Source organism: Streptomyces sp. NPDC107538, assembly GCF_055657445.1.
The window spans coordinates 821,331-835,431 of sequence record NZ_JBVKAY010000001.1 but is presented as its reverse complement, the minus strand read 5'-3'; the positions used below and the strand labels follow the sequence as shown (position 1 = coordinate 835,431).

The window sequence follows — 14,101 nt, the reverse complement described above, 5'->3', positions numbered from 1 at the left end:
GTCATCGGCGCGCGATCTTGCAGCTAAGGTAAGCCTTACCTCCCTCGCTCGCCAAACCTCTTCACGCTATGGAGTTACCGATGACCGTGGCCCACCTGGAAACCGCCCAGGCCGACACCGCCACGTCCGTCCCGGAACTCCTCGCCGCCGCCTACCACCGCCTGGACGCGCGGTGCGAGGCGCTGTCCGTACGGGTCGCTCCCCAAGTGCCAGGTCCCGCAGTTGGATTGATGGACGGTCAGGCCGGTGTCGAGGCCTTCGTCGAGGCGGAGGTCGCCCGGATCCAGGACCGCTACGCCCACTCCGCGCCCCGGCACGTCGCCGCCTCCCGTGCCCTGCACGACTACGCCTGGTCGGTCGGCCTGCTGATGAGCGGTGTCTGGTACCTGGAGCGGCGCGTGCCCCGCGTCGCACCGGGCGACATACGGATCGACCTCGCGACCGGCACATTCGAGATCACCCCCGGGTCCGACCTCGTCTGCCTCCCCGACGACCCGGCGGCCGCTCTGCCCGGCGCCCGCGCGGTCGCCCATCAGGAGGCGCTGCGCGCCGAGTTGAGGGCCGCCGTCGCGGACCACATGGGCCCGGTGCTGGACGCGCTCGGCCCGTACGCCCGCCGGGGATCCCGCGCGCTGTGGGGTCTGGTCTCCGACGACCTGGTCTCCGGCCTCTGGTATCTGGGCCGGATGCGGGGCGACGAGGCCGCCGGTGTCCGGGCCGCGTCGGCGGTCCTCCCCAGCGCGCACGCGCCCTTCCCCGGCGGCGCCGACTTCCGTTCGCTCCGGACGCGCGACGGCCACGAACACCCGACCCGCACCCGCATGGGCTGCTGCCTCTACTACACGATCCGCCCCGCCGAGGCCTGCTCCACCTGCCCCCGCACCTGCGACGCGGAACGGCTGCGACGCCTGGAGGGCTGACCACGCGGGCGCGGCCGGTGCCCCCTACTCGATCAGCACGCCGGCGCCGGCACCGGCTCGGGTTCGGGTTCGGGTGGCCGACAGCCTCCGGTGGCCGCATGCCCACCGAGCCGAACTCAGGCCGCCGGGTAGGCGTAGAAGCCCTGGCCCGACTTCCGGCCGAGCCGGCCGGCGGCGACCATGCGGCGGAGCAGGGGTGGCGGCGCGTACAGGGGTTCGGCGTGTTCCTCGTAGAGGGACTCGGCGATGGCCTGGGCCGTGTCGAGGCCGATCAGGTCGAGGAGCCGGAGCGGGCCCATGGGATGGGCACAGCCGAGTTCCATGCCGTGGTCGATGTCCTCGGCGGTCGCGGTGCCCGACTGGACCATGCGCACGGCGGAGAGCAGATACGGCAGCAGCAGGGCGTTGACGATGAACCCCGCCCGGTCCGGGGCCTGCACGGCGGTCTTGCCCAGCTGCTCGACGGCGAAGCGACGGACCCGGTCGACGGTGTCGGCGCTCGTGGTGAGCGCGGGGATGATCTCCACCAGGGCCTGTACGGGGACGGGGTTGAAGAAGTGCAGCCCCACCACACGGTCCGGCCGGCCGGTGACGGTGGCCAGGTCCGTCAGCGGGATGGACGAGGTGTTGCTGGCGAGGATCGCGTCGCCGTCACCGAGCGCCTTGTCCACGTCCCTGAAGAGGGCGCACTTGAGGTCGCGGTCCTCCACGGCGGCCTCGATGACGAGGTCACGGTCGGCGAGGTCGCCGACGTCCGTGGAGAAGGACAGCCGGGTGAGAGCGCGGTCGCGTGTGTCGTCCGTGAGCCTGCCCCGGCGTACGGCCCTGCCGAGGGAGTCCTCGACACGGCGCCGCCCGGCCGCGACCGCCGACGGGCCGACCTCGACGACCAGCACGTCCAGCCCGCCGCGGGCCACCGTCTCGGCAATACCGGAGCCCATGAGTCCGCAGCCGAGAACGCCCACGCGTGAGACAGCGGTGACGGCGGTGGCAGGAGTGACAGCGGTGGTGGCAGCGGTCATGCCAGTGCCCTCCGTTCCGGATCGTTGGCCCGTGCCAGATGGCCGCGCAGGCTGAAGCCGGGCTCGGCGGCGTCCTCGGGGGTCACCGTGACGCGTGCGGCCAGCAGGCGTCGGGCCGCCATGTGGTCGGCGGGGCGGTTGACGGACTCGACGGCGATCAGGGCGGAGTCACGGAAGCACAGCACCGAGAAGCCGGTGGCCGCACCCGCACCCGCACCCGCACCCGCACCCGCACCCGCACCCAGTACAACCGTTCGATCGTGGCCGGTCGACAGTCCGGCGATCTGGAGCCTGAGATCGCCCTGGTAGCTCCAGAACCAGGGCAGCGCGTCGTAGGGGCGCGGCGCCCCGGTGAGCCGGGCGGCCAGACAGCGGGCCTGGTCGGCGGCGTTCTGGACCGACTCCAGCCGCACCCGGCGCCGCGTGGCGTGGGCATCGCCATGGGGATCGCCCCGAGGATCGTCCTGCGGGTCGGGGAAGGCCGCGCAGTCGCCGATGGCCGAGATGTGCGGGTCCGCCGTGGCGAGGTGGGCGTCCACGACGATCCCGTTGTCGGTCTCCAGGCCCGTCAGGGTGGCGAGTTCGGTGTTGGGGAGGACACCGATGCCGGTGACCACCAGGTCGGCGGGGATCGTCGCCCCGTCCGCCGTACGGACGCCGGTCACCCGGCCGTCCGAGCCGACGATCTCGACCGGTGCGGTGCCCATCAGGAGCCGGGTGCCCTGGTCCCGGTGCCGCTGGGCGAAGTGGGCGGCGGTGGGTGCGGAGACGGCACGGCCCATGACCTGCTCGGCGATGTCGAGCACGACCGGGCGGAGGCCGGCGGCCCGGCAGGCGGCGGCGAACTCCAGGCCGATGAACCCGGCGCCGATCACCACCACGTTCCCTACCTCGCCCAGCCGCCGGCGCAGCTCGTCGGCCTCGGCACGCGTCCGCAGACCGATCACGCCGGCGAGTCCGGTGCCGGGCAGCGGCAGCGGCCGGGGCCGGGAGCCGGTGGCCAACACGAGGTGCGCGTACGGGAGTTCACTGTCGTCGTCGAGTGTCACCCGCCGCCGGGCCCGGTCCACCTCCACGACCCGGCGGCCGACGACCAGGCCGATGCCGCGCTCGGCGTAGAACCGGTCGGCGCGGAGGGCGAGTTCGCCTTCCGGGAGTTTCCCGGCGAGGTACTCCTTCGACAACGGCGGTCGCTGGTACGGCGGTTCGGCTTCGTCACCGATGATCGTGACCGGACCGGTGAAGCCCGCGTCGCGCAGGGACTCGGCGGCCTGGACGCCCGCCTGTCCGGCGCCGACGATCACGATCCCGGGTTCCGTGACCGCCGTCCCCGTGCTCACTTCAGGCATGGCCGTGCTTCCTCTCGCATGGCGGTGCTTTCTCTCAGGCCACCGGGCTGACGATGAAGTTGCTGAAACCGCCGTTGCGCCGGGCCGTGCCGCTGATCGCGTCGTTGACCTGCTCCAGCGGGAACACCTGGTGTTCGAGGGGGCTGAGGTCGAGCAGTCCGGCGGCGACCAGGTCGGCCATCGCCTGGCCCTCCCCGGAGGTGAACCAGGCCGAGCCGATCAGCCGGAGCTGCTGGTCCATCATGCGGTGGACGTCGACCGGTACGTCACCGGCGATGGCGCCGATGTTGACGGCGACACCGCCGCGCGCCATGGCCCGCATGCCCGCGAGGAACGTCTCGTGCGGGGCGCCCGGGCCGAGCGCGTCGATGTAGATGTCCGCGCCGTAACCGTCGGTCTGCTCGCGGACCCACTCGTCGAGCGGGCCGTCGTCGAGGGAGTGCAGCCGGAAGCGGCCCGGGGCCAGCTTGTCGACCTGTTCCAGCAGGTTCCGGTCGCGTCCGGTGCCGTAGACATGGGTCAGTCCGAGGGCGGGCGCGAGCAGCGCGGCGGCGATACCGAGGGTGCCGCTGATGCCGTTGACCAGGACCGTCTTGCCGGGGCCGGCGTCGGCCTTGCGCAGCGCCGAGTACATGGTGCCGATGTAGCCGAAGCGGGCGGCGGCCTCGAAGGAGAGCTGGTCGGGGAGTTTCACCAGGGCGTACGCAGGGGCGACCATGTACTCGGCGAGGCCGCCCTGGTAGCGGTCGAGGAGGCCGAGCGCGGACGGGGAGAAGCCGAAGTAGCCGGCGAACGCGTAACTGGCGCAGTTGATGGAGTCGTTGTTGCGGCAGGAGCGGCAGGAGCCGCAGCTGCGGCCCGGGTTGACGTACACCCGGTCGCCGACCTCGAAGCCCTCCACGCCCTCGCCGACGGCCTCGATGACACCGGCCGGGTCCAGGCCGAAGATGGCCGGGAGGGTCGGCAGGGGGCTGTGCGGGAACCAAGTGGTCCACATCGTCAGGATGTTGGCGAGGTTGGGCACGATGTTCACGGCGTGCACGGCCACCCGTACGTCGCCGGGACCGGGCACCGGGACGGGGACCCGCTCGATCCGCATGGGCTCGCCGACGTCGTGCATCCGTGCTGCGCGCATGGTCTCGGTCATGGTCTCTCCTGGGTGTGCGGCTCTGATGTGGTGGTGTCGCCAGTCGTCGTGAGGTCGTGCAAGGCGTTGCGCCGGAGCTTTCCGGTGGCTCCGCGGGGCAGGGCCGGGACGACGTGGAGCCGCCGCGGCCATTTGTGCCGGGCCAGCCGGCCTTCGAGGTGGTCCCGGACGTCGTCGAGTGTCGGCTCGGGCGCGCCGGTCACCAGGTACGCGGTGACGAGTTCGCCCCAGAGGGGGTCAGGAGTGCCGCCGACGGCGACTTCGAGGACACCCGGCAGGTCGACGAGCGCGTTCTCGACCTCGGCCGGGTCGACGTTCTCGCCGCCCGTGATGATCAGTTCCTTGGCCCGCCCGACGACTTCCAGCCGCCCCCGCTCGTCGAACCGGCCGCGGTCCCCGGTGTGGAACCATCCGTCGGCGTCCGTGACGGGCAGCGGTCCCGCGCTCGTCCGGTACGCGGCCGCCACGGACGGTCCGCGCAGCCGGATCTCCCCGACGCTGTCGACGGAGGCGGGTGAGCCCTTGTCGTCCACGACGATCAGTTCGACGTGCGGTACGGGCCGTCCGGCGGAGGCCGGCCGGTCGGCGACCTCGTCGAGCGCGGCGTAGGTGACGCCGGCGCTGGACTCCGTCAGGCCGTACGAGTTGACGACCTTGACGCCGCGGTCCAGGAGCCGGGTGGTGGTCGACGACAGGGCCGGTGAGCCGCCCGCCAGGACCCAGCGCAGCGAGTCGAGGTCGGGGGCGTCGAAGCGGGCGTGCCGGATGAGCAGGGACAGCATGGCGGGTACGGCGAAGGCGGCGGTCACGCCGTGGTCGCGGACCAGGTCGATGAAGAGGCCGCCGTCGAACCTCGGCGCCAGGACGACGGTGCCGCGCTCGGCCCAGGTGTACTGCGGCAGTCCGCCGAGGACCGCCACATGGGCGAGCGGGGTGGCCACGAGGACCACGTCGTCCTCGGTCACGGGCAGCCGGGCCATGCCGTTGACCATGCTCCAGTGCAGGTTGTCGTGGGTGAGCTGGGCGCCCTTGGGCCGGCCCGAGGTCCCGGAGGTGAAGGCGATGATCGCGACGTCGGAACCGGCGGGCGGGGCGTCGGCCTCCGCCGGAGGCGCGTCGGGGTCGCCGATCTCCTCCCAGGTCAGCCGGAGTTCGGGCCCGTCCGGAAGCGTCGCCAGGAACCCTTCGTCGGCGACGATCGCTCGCGGTTCGGTCTCCGCGCGGACGACGTCCAGTTCACGGCCGGTCAGCTGGGGGTGGACGGGGACGAGGACCGCGCCCATCCGCGTCACGGCGAACATCGTGACGACGGCCTCGGGCCGGGCCTCGCCCCGCATGACGACCCGGTCGCCCCGGCGTACGCCCCGCTCGGCGAGGCGGCCCAGGCTGCGGCGGACGGCGAGATCCAGTTCCGCGTACGTCCAGGTCCGGTCCTCGAAGACGAGGGCGGTACGGGAGCCCGCGTCGGCCGCGTGGGCGGCGAGCCGGGCGCCGAACCAGGCACCCGCCCGGACGTCGGCCTCGGGGTCGTCGGCCTGGCGAGTGTCGGCATGCCGAGCGTCTGCCTTCGGGGCGGCGCCGCCGTTCGGGGCGGCGCTGATGTTCTCGGACAACGTCGCTCCTAGTGGTTCCGGCGCTTCCAACGGACGGGCAGGTTCAGCACTCCGCGGAAGACCCAGCCGCCGACCCGTACGGGCTGCTCCGGGGCGAGTTCGAGACCGGGCAGCCGCCGGAAGAGGGTGGGCCAGGCGATCTCGCCGACCTCGTGGCGGGCGACCCAGGTGCCCATGCAGAAGTGGGGTCCGCCACCGAAGGCGAGATGGCCCCGCTGTTCACGGTCGATGTCGAAGCGGTCGGGCTCCGGGAAGACGGTCTCGTCCCGGTTGGCCGCGCCGATCACCAGGGCGACCCGGGAACCGGCCGGGATGCGGACACCGGACAGTTCGACGGCGTCGGTGGTCTGGCGGGGGTACATGCCGATCGGGGAGATCCAGCGGACGGTCTCCTCGAAGACGTGCCGCCACCTGACCGGTTCCGCCTCCACGGCCGCGCGCTGCTCGGGGTGGGTGAGCAGGGCCCAGACTCCGGCGGTCAGCACATCGCGGGGCTCGTTGATGCCGCCGCCGATGATGACCTTGACGTTGTTCTTGATCTGCTGGAGCGTGGGCGGGTCCTCGGCGTACAGCATCGAGGAGATCACCGAGCCGTCGGGCTCGTCGCGCAGTCGCCGTACGGCCTCGTCGACGGCCTCCTCGACGGCGCCGGCCGCCGCGAGGGCGCGGTCCCAGACCTCGGGGACGTCGGCGTAGTTGCTGTTGCCGTCCATCATGTCCTGCGACCAGCGGATCATGTCCGCCGCCGGGACCTGGGGAATCCCCAGCAGATGGGCCAGGTTGGTGGCGGCGAAGGGTCCGGCGAAGTCGGTGAAGAGGTCGGCCTCGCCCTTGTCGGCGAAGGAGTCGATCAGCTCGTCGGCGGTGCGCTGGAAAATCGGGCTCCAGTCGGTCTTCACCCGCCGGGGCCGGGCCGGCGGCTCGGCCGCCGCGCGCAGCTTGCGGTGCTCGGGGTCGTCCTCGCGGAGCATGTTGGCGCCCATGACCTTCAGGACCAGGGAGTCCTTCTCGCGGGAGCTGAAGAGTTCCGGGTGCTGTTCGGCGAAGACGACGTCCTCGTGCCGGGTGATCAGATAGCGGCCGGCGGCGGGGACCCAGGCCACGGGAGCCTCGTGGTGCAGCCTGCGGTAGAGGGGATAGGGGTCGTCCCAGAGCTCCTGGAGGCTGATGCCCTGGACGAAGTCGTTCACGTGGTCGTTGACGTGCTCGTGGTCGTGCTCGTGGTCGTGCTCGTGCGGTGCGTGTGGCGTCACGACGCTCGCCTCCCGTGGTCCGGGGTCCTAGCGGTATGCCGGGAGGCCCGTGACGGACTCTCCGACGACGAGGGTGTGGATCTCCTCGGTGCCCTCGTAGGTGAGGACCGTCTCCAGGTTGTTGGCGTGCCGGAGCACCGGGTACTCGGTGGTGATGCCGTTGGCGCCGAGGACGGTGCGGGCCGAGCGGGCGATGTCCAGGGCGGCGCGCACATTGGCGAGCTTGCCGAGGCTGACCTGCTCGGGGCGGAGCTTCCCGGCGTCCTTGAGCTTGCTCAGCCGCAGGGCCAGCAACTGCGAGCGGACCAACTCGACCTGCATCGCGGCGAGTTTGCCCTGGGTGAGCTGGAAGCCGCCGATCCGCCGCCCGAACTGCTCGCGGGTGGTGGAGTATTCGAGCGCGGAGAGGTAGCAGGTGCGGGCGGCGCCGACGACTCCGCAGAGGATGCCGAAGCGGGCCTCCGACAGACACGACAGCGGTCCGCGCAGTCCGGTCGCTCCCGGGAGCACCGCGTCGCCCGGCAGCCGGACGTCCTCCAGGTGCAGCTCGGCGGTGACCGAGGCGCGCAGGGAAAGCTTGCGGTGGATCTCGCTGCTGGTGAAGCCGGGGGTGCCCTTGGGGACGAGGAAGCCGCGGATGCCGTCCTCGGTGCGGGCCCAGACGACCGCGATGTCGGCGATGGACCCGTTGGTGATCCACATCTTGGTGCCGTTGAGGACCCAGTCGTCCCCGTCGCGCTTGGCCTGGGTGCGCATGCCACCGGGGTCGGAGCCCTGGTCGGGTTCGGTGAGCCCGAAGCAGCCGATCGCCTCACCGGAGGCCAGCCTCGGCAGCCACTCCCGCTTCTGCTCCTCGGAGCCGTAGCGGTGGATCGGGAACATCACCAGGGAGCCCTGCACGGACACGAAGCTGCGCAGCCCCGAGTCGGCGGCCTCCAGCTCGCGGCAGGCCACGCCGTACGCGGTGGCACTGGCGCCGGCACAGCCGTAGCCCTCCAGATGCATGCCCAGCAGGCCCAACTTGCCGATCTCCGGGCCGAGTTCGGCGGTCGGGAAGGTGCCCGCCTCGAACCAGTCGGCGACGTGGTCGGTGACCTTGTCCTTGACGAACGCGGCGACGGTGTCCCGGATGAGCCGTTCGACCTCGTCGAGTTCGGAGTCGAGGTCCAGGGCGTCGGTGGGGTCGAGGTGCGGCATCAGTTGGTCCTCCGTGCGCCGATGAGGACGAAGAGCGCGACGGCGGGGGCGTCGGAGCGGTTGCGCCAGGCGTGCCGGGTGCCGTTCTGGATGACGATGTCGCCGGGGGCGAGGGTGGTCTCGTTGCCCGCGTCGAGTTCGAGGACGATCTCGCCCTGGAGGAGGACGCCGTAGTCGACGGTGTCGGTGGTGTGCATCCCGGGCGCGTCCGGCTCGAACAGCTCGGCCAGACCGGGGCTGGTCTCCAGCCGCTCGGCGGCGGCAGCGGCGAAGTCGAAGCCCTCGGTCGCGTAGACCGTGTCCGGCGGGATCACGAGGTGGATCAGCCGGGTCTCACCGGGCGCCGGCACGTACGAGGCCACGGCCGGAGTCGGATCGGCCCCGGCGAAGGGGACGACCGGCTCGGCTGCCGTCGACCACACGAGCGAGTTGGCGAAGCCCGGCGTGTGCTTCAGCTCGTAGGTACGCGGCGCGGGCCCGTCCTGCACGACGGCGGCCTGCCCGTCCTCGTTCAGGCCGGTGACGATTCTGCGGGGCATGGTCGTACTCCTCGTGGTGCGAGATGGAACGAAGAGATGGAACGAAGAAGGGAGAAGCGAGAGAAGGGGGGAATCAGGGCGAGAGTCGCGGAGAACGTAAACGTCCGGGTTCTAATCGTCAAGGGTCTTACAACTTCACGCGATGGCTCTCCCGGGAGCCGCCGAAAGACGGACCGCTCCGGCTACTCCGGGTGCTTCTGGTTGACCATCTTGCCCAGCAGGGTGACCAGCTGGGAGATCTCCTGGTCCTCCAGTACACCCATCCAGGCGTGCTCGCGCTCGGTCTGTCCCTCGATGGCCTTGTGCAGCATCGTGAGGCCGGGTTCGGTGAGCGAGACCCGGACGAGCCGCCGGTCGCCCTGCTCGCGGCGCCGCTCGACGAGACCGCGCTCTTCGAGCGTGTTGAGGGCACTGGAGACGCTGGCCCGCGAGGTGCCGGAGATACGGGCGATCTCGCGCTGTTCCATGTCCCCGAAGACCCAGAGGGTGTTCATGATCCGGAAGCCGGCCCAGGTCATCCCGAGCGGCCGGTGCACGGAGGCCTCGAAGTCCTGCACGAGGCGGGCGACGAGCCGGGTGAGCTGGGTGACCAGTGCGACACCGTCCAGCTGGCGGTCCGTGTGGCCCATCTCCTGGTGGCGGTTGCGCACCTTGTCGAAGAACTCGCGGGAGCGCGGATGGTCGACGGCGCCGACCGTGTCGCCTACGTGATCGTCCGACACGTGAGGGCTCCCTTCCTCCGGACCGCTCGCATCGTAACAGCGCGTTTCGATCTTCCCGGCTGGTCGGCTGTCACCGACTGGCCGGCTGTCACCGGCCGATCGGACGTCACCGGCTGATCGGATTGCGCATCGTACCGACACCGGGAAGTTCGGTGGTCAGTGTCATTCCGGGCTCCAGGTACAGCCGGGGGACGCGGCGGACTCCGCAGCCGGCGGGGGTGCCGGTGAAGACCAGGTCGCCCGGTTGCAGGGTCACATGGCGGGAGAGCCAGGAGACCAGCTCCGGGACGGGGAAGATCAGGTCGGAGGTCCGGCCGCGCTGGACCTCCAGGTCGTCGACGTGTCCGACGATCTCGATGTCGTCGGGGTCCTCGAACTCGTCGACGGTGGCCATCAGCGGCCCGGTCGGGCTGTAGGTGTCGTAGGACTTGGCGAGGGTGAACTGGTTCAGCGGCTTGCGCCACTGCTCGCGACGGTCGGTGATGTCCTGTCCGGCGGTCACCCCGGCGATGCCGTCCCAGACCGCGCCGGGTTCCACCGCGCGCATGGTGCGGCCGATGACGACCACGACCTCGGCCTCGAAGTCGCACTTGTCGATGCCCTCGGCCACGATCACCGGATCGTAGGGGCCGGTCAGTGAGCTGCTGAACTTGCCGAAGACCGTGGGCTGTTCGGGGATCGGCATGTCCGACTCCTCGGCGTGGCCCCGGTAGTTGAGCGCGACGGCGAGGATCTTCGGGGCGCGCGGGGAGACCGGGCCGAGCAGCTTCTCGTCGTACTCGGCGAGGTCGGCGTCGCCCGCCGCCGCGGCGAGCCGGCGCAGTGCGTCGTGGTGCGCGAGGTCGTAGAGGACGGCCGGGTCGGGGCCGAGCGCCCCGTTGCTGGCCTTCTCCACGTCGAGGGCGCGGTCGCCGACGATGACGGTGGCCCGGCCGGCGAGGTTGGCGAGCTTCATGAGGACTCTCCTACGGGGTACGGCGGAGTGGTGGGCGCGGGCAGCGGGAGTTCCGCGCGGAGGGCGGCGATGTCCGGCTCCGGCTGGACGCGGAAGGCGTTGATGGCCATCGCGACGGTCTGGTACTGGCCGACCGTGTAGACGAGGTCGATGAGCTGCTCGGTGCCGAGCCGGTCCCGTAGCCGTTTCCAGGCGTCGTCGTCGAGGTCGGCGACGCCGACCAGCTGGTCGGTGGCGAGGAGCAGGACCTGATCGGTCTCGTCGAAGCCGGCCGGTGCGGGGGTGCCGAGGGCCCTGATCTCGTCGTCGGACACCCCGGCCCGGCGGGCGATCCGCACGTGCTGCAGCCACTCGTACTCGGCCTGGGTGAGCCAGGCGACGCGCAGGATCACCAGCTCGCGGGACCGGACGGGCAGCGTGTTCTTGCCCAGGACGTGGTTGCCGAAGACGAGGAAGCGGCGGAGCGCGTCCGGGTGCGCGGCGAGCGTCGCCCAGATCGCGTAGATGTCACCGCCGGCCTCGGCGTTGCGGTACGGCTCCAGGGCCGTCAGCGCCTTCTCCGGAATGTCCGTCTCCGCCACGGGGAACAGCCGCGGCTCAGCTACAGGCATGGGATCGCCCTTCGTGACGGCCGGCGCCGTGAGGACGGGCGGCCGACGTCGTCGTGACGGCCGTGGAGCCGTCGTCGGATGCCCAGACCGTAGATAGATAGAACTCTGACAGTCAAGAGTCTTGCGAACCTTGTCCGGAGATTCGTCAGAGTCTTGATAATTAGAACCCTGACAACTAGCTTCGGGGAGCGGGCGGCCCATCGCGCTTTCACGGGCGGGGCCCCGACCAGTGGAGGTTCCGATGAGTATTCGCAGCCTGGGCTATCTCGGCATCGGCACACCCGACCCGGACGGCTGGGTCGCGTACGCCGGTGACGTGATCGGCACCATGCCGGCCGGCCCGCCCGGCTCCCCCGGGGCGCGGCTGCTGCGCCTGGACGAGCACCCCTACCGGTTCGCCGTCGAACCCGCCGAGTCCGGCGGTGTGACGTACATCGGCTGGGAGGCCGGCGACCGGGCGGGCCTGGACCGGGTGGTGGAGCGGCTGCGCGCGCACGGCGTCGAGGTGCACGACGGTACGGCCGAGGAGTGCGCCGAGCGGCAGGTGGACCGCATGCTGTGGTTCGACGGGCCCTGCGCGGTACGGACGGAAGTGTTCACCGGGCGCCGGGTCGCCGCGACCCCCTTCGTCTCCCCGCTCGGCGTCGGCTTCGTCACCGGCGACCAGGGCATGGGCCATGTGGTCCTCAAGTCCCCGCGGGCCCTGGCGGCGGTGGACTTCTACCGGGACGTCATGGGCTTCCGGCTCAGCGACGTGACCCATCTGCCGCTCGGCGGGACCTTCTACTTCATGGGCTGCAACCCGCGCCACCACAGCATCGCCTTCGTCGAGTCCCGCAGGCGCGAGGGCACCCACCATGTGCTGTGCGAGGTCGCGGACATGGACGAGGTCGGGCGCGCCCACGACCGGGCCCGCGCGCACAAGGTCCCGCTGATGGCGACACTGGGCCGGCACTCCAACGACGGAATGTTCTCCTTCTACATGCGCTCCCCCGCCGGTTTCGGCATCGAGGTGGGCGCCGAGGGCCGCCGGGTCGACGACGCGACCTGGGTGAGCCGCGTCTACACGGCCGACATCTGGGGCCACCACGCCGTCGCGGACGGCGACGACGGATACGCCGGCACGGTCGCGGCCGTCCGGACACCTGCGACGGACGGGACCGAGGCATGAGCGCGCTGCGCAGCTACGTACAGGACCGGTGGCACACCCCCACCGAGGCGGGGACACCCGTCCACCACGCCGTCACCGGCGAGGTGGTCGCCCATGTCTCCTCGGCCGGCGTCGACATGGCCGCCGCGCTCCACCACGCCCGCACGGTCGGCGGCCCCGCACTGCGCGCCCTCTCCTTCCACCGGCGTGCCCGGCTCCTCGCCGACCTGGCGGCCCATCTGCGGGGCCACCGCGAGGAGTTGTACGCGCTGTCCGCCACCACGGGTGCCACACTCTTCGACTCGAAGTACGACATCGACGGCGGACTCCGGGTCGTCCAGTACTACGCGGCCCTGGGCGAGCGTGAACTGCCGGGCGGCGACGAGGGGTTGGTGTACGTCGAGGGTGAGCGCGAGAGTCTGAGCCGGGACGGGACCTTCCTCGGCGGGCACATCGCCACTCCCCTGCGGGGCGCGGCCGTCCAGATCAACGCGTACAACTTCCCCGTCTGGGCGCCCCTGGAGAAGCTCGCCCCGGCGGTGCTGGCCGGTGTGCCGAGCCTCGTCAAGCCCGCGACCCAGACCGCCCAGCTCACCAGCCGGCTGGTCGAACTCGTCGTGGAGTCGGGCCTGTTGCCGCCGGGCAGTCTGCAGTTCGTGTGCGGCGGAGCGGGCGATCTGCTCGACCATGTCACCGAACAGGACCTGGTGTCGTTCACCGGCTCGGCGGCCACGGCGGAGCGGCTGCGGACGCACCCGGCGGTCGTCCGGCAGGCCGTGCGCTTCAACGCCGAGGCCGACTCGGTCAACTGCTCGGTCCTCGGCCCCGACGCCACCCCCGGCACCCCCGAATTCGACCTGTACGTCGATCAGTTGGTGACCGAGATGACGGTGAAGGCCGGGCAGAAGTGCACCGCGATCCGCCGCGCCCTCGTACCGGCCGAGCTGATGGACGCGGTGAGCGAGGCCGCCGCCGCCCGACTGGCCGGGGTGGTCGTGGGCGACCCGGCCGACCCTGCCGTGCGCATGGGCGCGCTGGCGAGCCTCGGGCAGCGCGAGGAGGTACGGCGCTGTGTGAAGACGCTGCTGGACTCGGCACGGCTGGTCTCGGGCGACCCGGACCGCAGGGAGTTCACCGGGGCCGACGGCGAGCGCGGTGCGTTCCTCACGCCCCTGCTGCTGCGCTGCGACGACCCCGGGGCCACCGCCCCGCACGAGGTGGAGGCGTTCGGCCCGGTCAGCACGCTCATCCCGTACACCTCGCCGGACCATGCCGTCTTCCTCGCCGCCCGGGGTCGGGGCAGCCTCGCCGCGTCCGTGGTCACCGGGGACGCGGACTTCGCCCGCCGTACGGTCGTCGGGCTCGCCCCCTGGCACGGCCGGGTCCTCGTCCTGGACGCCGAGTCCGCGAAGTCGTCCACCGGCCACGGCGCGCCGCTGCCCGCGCTGATCCACGGCGGCCCCGGCCGGGCCGGGGGCGGTGAGGAGATGGGCGGGATGCGCGGCGTCCTCCACCACATGCGGCGCACGGCCGTGCAGGGCGGCCCCCGGATGCTGACGGCGCTCACCGGGCGCGCGTAGCCACCGTCCCACCCGCGATGCCGTACCCCGCTCGAACGACGGA

General features: G+C 71.8%; 13 protein-coding genes. 3 read left to right on the top strand and 10 right to left on the bottom strand.

Going from position 1 to position 14,101, the window contains the following annotated elements; genetic code table 11:
- Positions 1 to 80: 80 nt before the first annotated feature.
- Positions 81 to 920 (top strand): (2Fe-2S)-binding protein, encoded by an 840-nt coding sequence (locus ACZ7MG_RS03685; protein ID WP_471396591.1) that lies wholly within the window; start codon positions 81 to 83, stop codon positions 918 to 920.
- Positions 921 to 1,036: 116 nt separating this feature from the next.
- On the opposite strand, the gene ACZ7MG_RS03680 is transcribed toward ACZ7MG_RS03685, so the two are convergent.
- From ACZ7MG_RS03680 to ACZ7MG_RS03635, 10 genes are all read right to left on the bottom strand, one after another.
- Entirely contained in the window at positions 1,037 to 1,942 is a 906-nt protein-coding gene (locus tag ACZ7MG_RS03680) for a 3-hydroxybutyryl-CoA dehydrogenase (RefSeq protein WP_471396589.1), read from the bottom strand.
- Positions 1,939 to 3,291, bottom strand: coding sequence for an NAD(P)/FAD-dependent oxidoreductase (locus ACZ7MG_RS03675; protein ID WP_471396586.1), 1,353 nt, complete (start codon positions 3,289 to 3,291; stop codon positions 1,939 to 1,941). The genes ACZ7MG_RS03680 and ACZ7MG_RS03675 overlap by 4 nt, the downstream gene beginning before the upstream one ends.
- 34 nt (positions 3,292 to 3,325) lie before the next feature.
- Entirely contained in the window at positions 3,326 to 4,438 is a 1,113-nt protein-coding gene (locus ACZ7MG_RS03670; RefSeq protein ID WP_471396583.1) for an alcohol dehydrogenase catalytic domain-containing protein, read from the bottom strand.
- Positions 4,435 to 6,051 carry a class I adenylate-forming enzyme family protein gene (locus tag ACZ7MG_RS03665; protein WP_471396580.1) on the bottom strand — a complete coding sequence of 539 codons (1,617 nt, stop codon included), beginning with the start codon at positions 6,049 to 6,051 and terminating at the stop codon, positions 4,435 to 4,437. Before ACZ7MG_RS03665 ends, ACZ7MG_RS03670 begins: the two co-directional genes overlap by 4 nt.
- Before the next feature lie 8 nt (positions 6,052 to 6,059).
- Positions 6,060 to 7,304, bottom strand: coding sequence for a cytochrome P450 (locus ACZ7MG_RS03660; RefSeq protein ID WP_471396577.1), 1,245 nt, complete (start codon positions 7,302 to 7,304; stop codon positions 6,060 to 6,062).
- 27 nt (positions 7,305 to 7,331) lie between these two features.
- The gene (locus ACZ7MG_RS03655; RefSeq protein WP_471396574.1) at positions 7,332 to 8,501 is read right to left on the bottom strand and encodes an acyl-CoA dehydrogenase family protein; all 1,170 of its coding nucleotides are present in this window, start codon (positions 8,499 to 8,501) and stop codon (positions 7,332 to 7,334) included.
- Complete coding sequence (locus ACZ7MG_RS03650; RefSeq protein WP_471396570.1) at positions 8,501 to 9,040, bottom strand: cupin domain-containing protein; 540 nt, start codon at positions 9,038 to 9,040, stop codon at positions 8,501 to 8,503. The genes ACZ7MG_RS03655 and ACZ7MG_RS03650 overlap by 1 nt, the downstream gene beginning before the upstream one ends.
- Positions 9,041 to 9,222: 182 nt before the next feature.
- The gene (locus ACZ7MG_RS03645) at positions 9,223 to 9,762 is read right to left on the bottom strand and encodes a MarR family winged helix-turn-helix transcriptional regulator (RefSeq protein ID WP_471396568.1); all 540 of its coding nucleotides are present in this window, start codon (positions 9,760 to 9,762) and stop codon (positions 9,223 to 9,225) included.
- A gap of 106 nt (positions 9,763 to 9,868) precedes the next feature.
- Positions 9,869 to 10,717: a fumarylacetoacetate hydrolase family protein gene (locus ACZ7MG_RS03640; RefSeq protein ID WP_471396565.1), complete on the bottom strand. Its 849-nt coding sequence runs from the start codon at positions 10,715 to 10,717 to the stop codon at positions 9,869 to 9,871.
- Positions 10,714 to 11,328 (bottom strand): carboxymuconolactone decarboxylase family protein, encoded by a 615-nt coding sequence (locus tag ACZ7MG_RS03635; protein ID WP_471396563.1) that lies wholly within the window; start codon positions 11,326 to 11,328, stop codon positions 10,714 to 10,716. The genes ACZ7MG_RS03640 and ACZ7MG_RS03635 overlap by 4 nt, the downstream gene beginning before the upstream one ends.
- Positions 11,329 to 11,569: 241 nt before the next feature.
- Here ACZ7MG_RS03635 and ACZ7MG_RS03630 point away from each other — a divergent pair, with 241 nt between their 5' ends.
- The gene (locus tag ACZ7MG_RS03630) at positions 11,570 to 12,499 is read left to right on the top strand and encodes a VOC family protein (protein ID WP_471396560.1); all 930 of its coding nucleotides are present in this window, start codon (positions 11,570 to 11,572) and stop codon (positions 12,497 to 12,499) included.
- Positions 12,496 to 14,058: a phenylacetic acid degradation bifunctional protein PaaZ gene (gene paaZ, locus ACZ7MG_RS03625; protein ID WP_471396557.1), complete on the top strand. Its 1,563-nt coding sequence runs from the start codon at positions 12,496 to 12,498 to the stop codon at positions 14,056 to 14,058. The genes ACZ7MG_RS03630 and paaZ overlap by 4 nt, the downstream gene beginning before the upstream one ends.
- The last annotated feature ends 43 nt before the right edge of the window (positions 14,059 to 14,101 follow it).

What these genes read in the sequence shown, in the direction of transcription:
- ACZ7MG_RS03640 (WP_471396565.1), bottom strand. Translation starts at nt 10,717, where the DNA reads ATGAAGCTCGCCAACCTCGCCGGCCGGGCCACCGTCATCGTCGGCGAC.
- ACZ7MG_RS03655 (WP_471396574.1), bottom strand. Translation starts at nt 8,501, where the DNA reads ATGCCGCACCTCGACCCCACCGACGCCCTGGACCTCGACTCCGAACTC.
- ACZ7MG_RS03650 (WP_471396570.1), bottom strand. Translation starts at nt 9,040, where the DNA reads ATGCCCCGCAGAATCGTCACCGGCCTGAACGAGGACGGGCAGGCCGCC.
- ACZ7MG_RS03675 (WP_471396586.1), bottom strand. Translation starts at nt 3,291, where the DNA reads ATGCCTGAAGTGAGCACGGGGACGGCGGTCACGGAACCCGGGATCGTG.
- ACZ7MG_RS03635 (WP_471396563.1), bottom strand. Translation starts at nt 11,328, where the DNA reads ATGCCTGTAGCTGAGCCGCGGCTGTTCCCCGTGGCGGAGACGGACATT.
- ACZ7MG_RS03680 (WP_471396589.1), bottom strand. Translation starts at nt 1,942, where the DNA reads ATGACCGCTGCCACCACCGCTGTCACTCCTGCCACCGCCGTCACCGCT.
- ACZ7MG_RS03670 (WP_471396583.1), bottom strand. Translation starts at nt 4,438, where the DNA reads ATGACCGAGACCATGCGCGCAGCACGGATGCACGACGTCGGCGAGCCC.
- paaZ (WP_471396557.1), top strand. Translation starts at nt 12,496, where the DNA reads ATGAGCGCGCTGCGCAGCTACGTACAGGACCGGTGGCACACCCCCACC.
- ACZ7MG_RS03685 (WP_471396591.1), top strand. Translation starts at nt 81, where the DNA reads ATGACCGTGGCCCACCTGGAAACCGCCCAGGCCGACACCGCCACGTCC.
- ACZ7MG_RS03630 (WP_471396560.1), top strand. Translation starts at nt 11,570, where the DNA reads ATGAGTATTCGCAGCCTGGGCTATCTCGGCATCGGCACACCCGACCCG.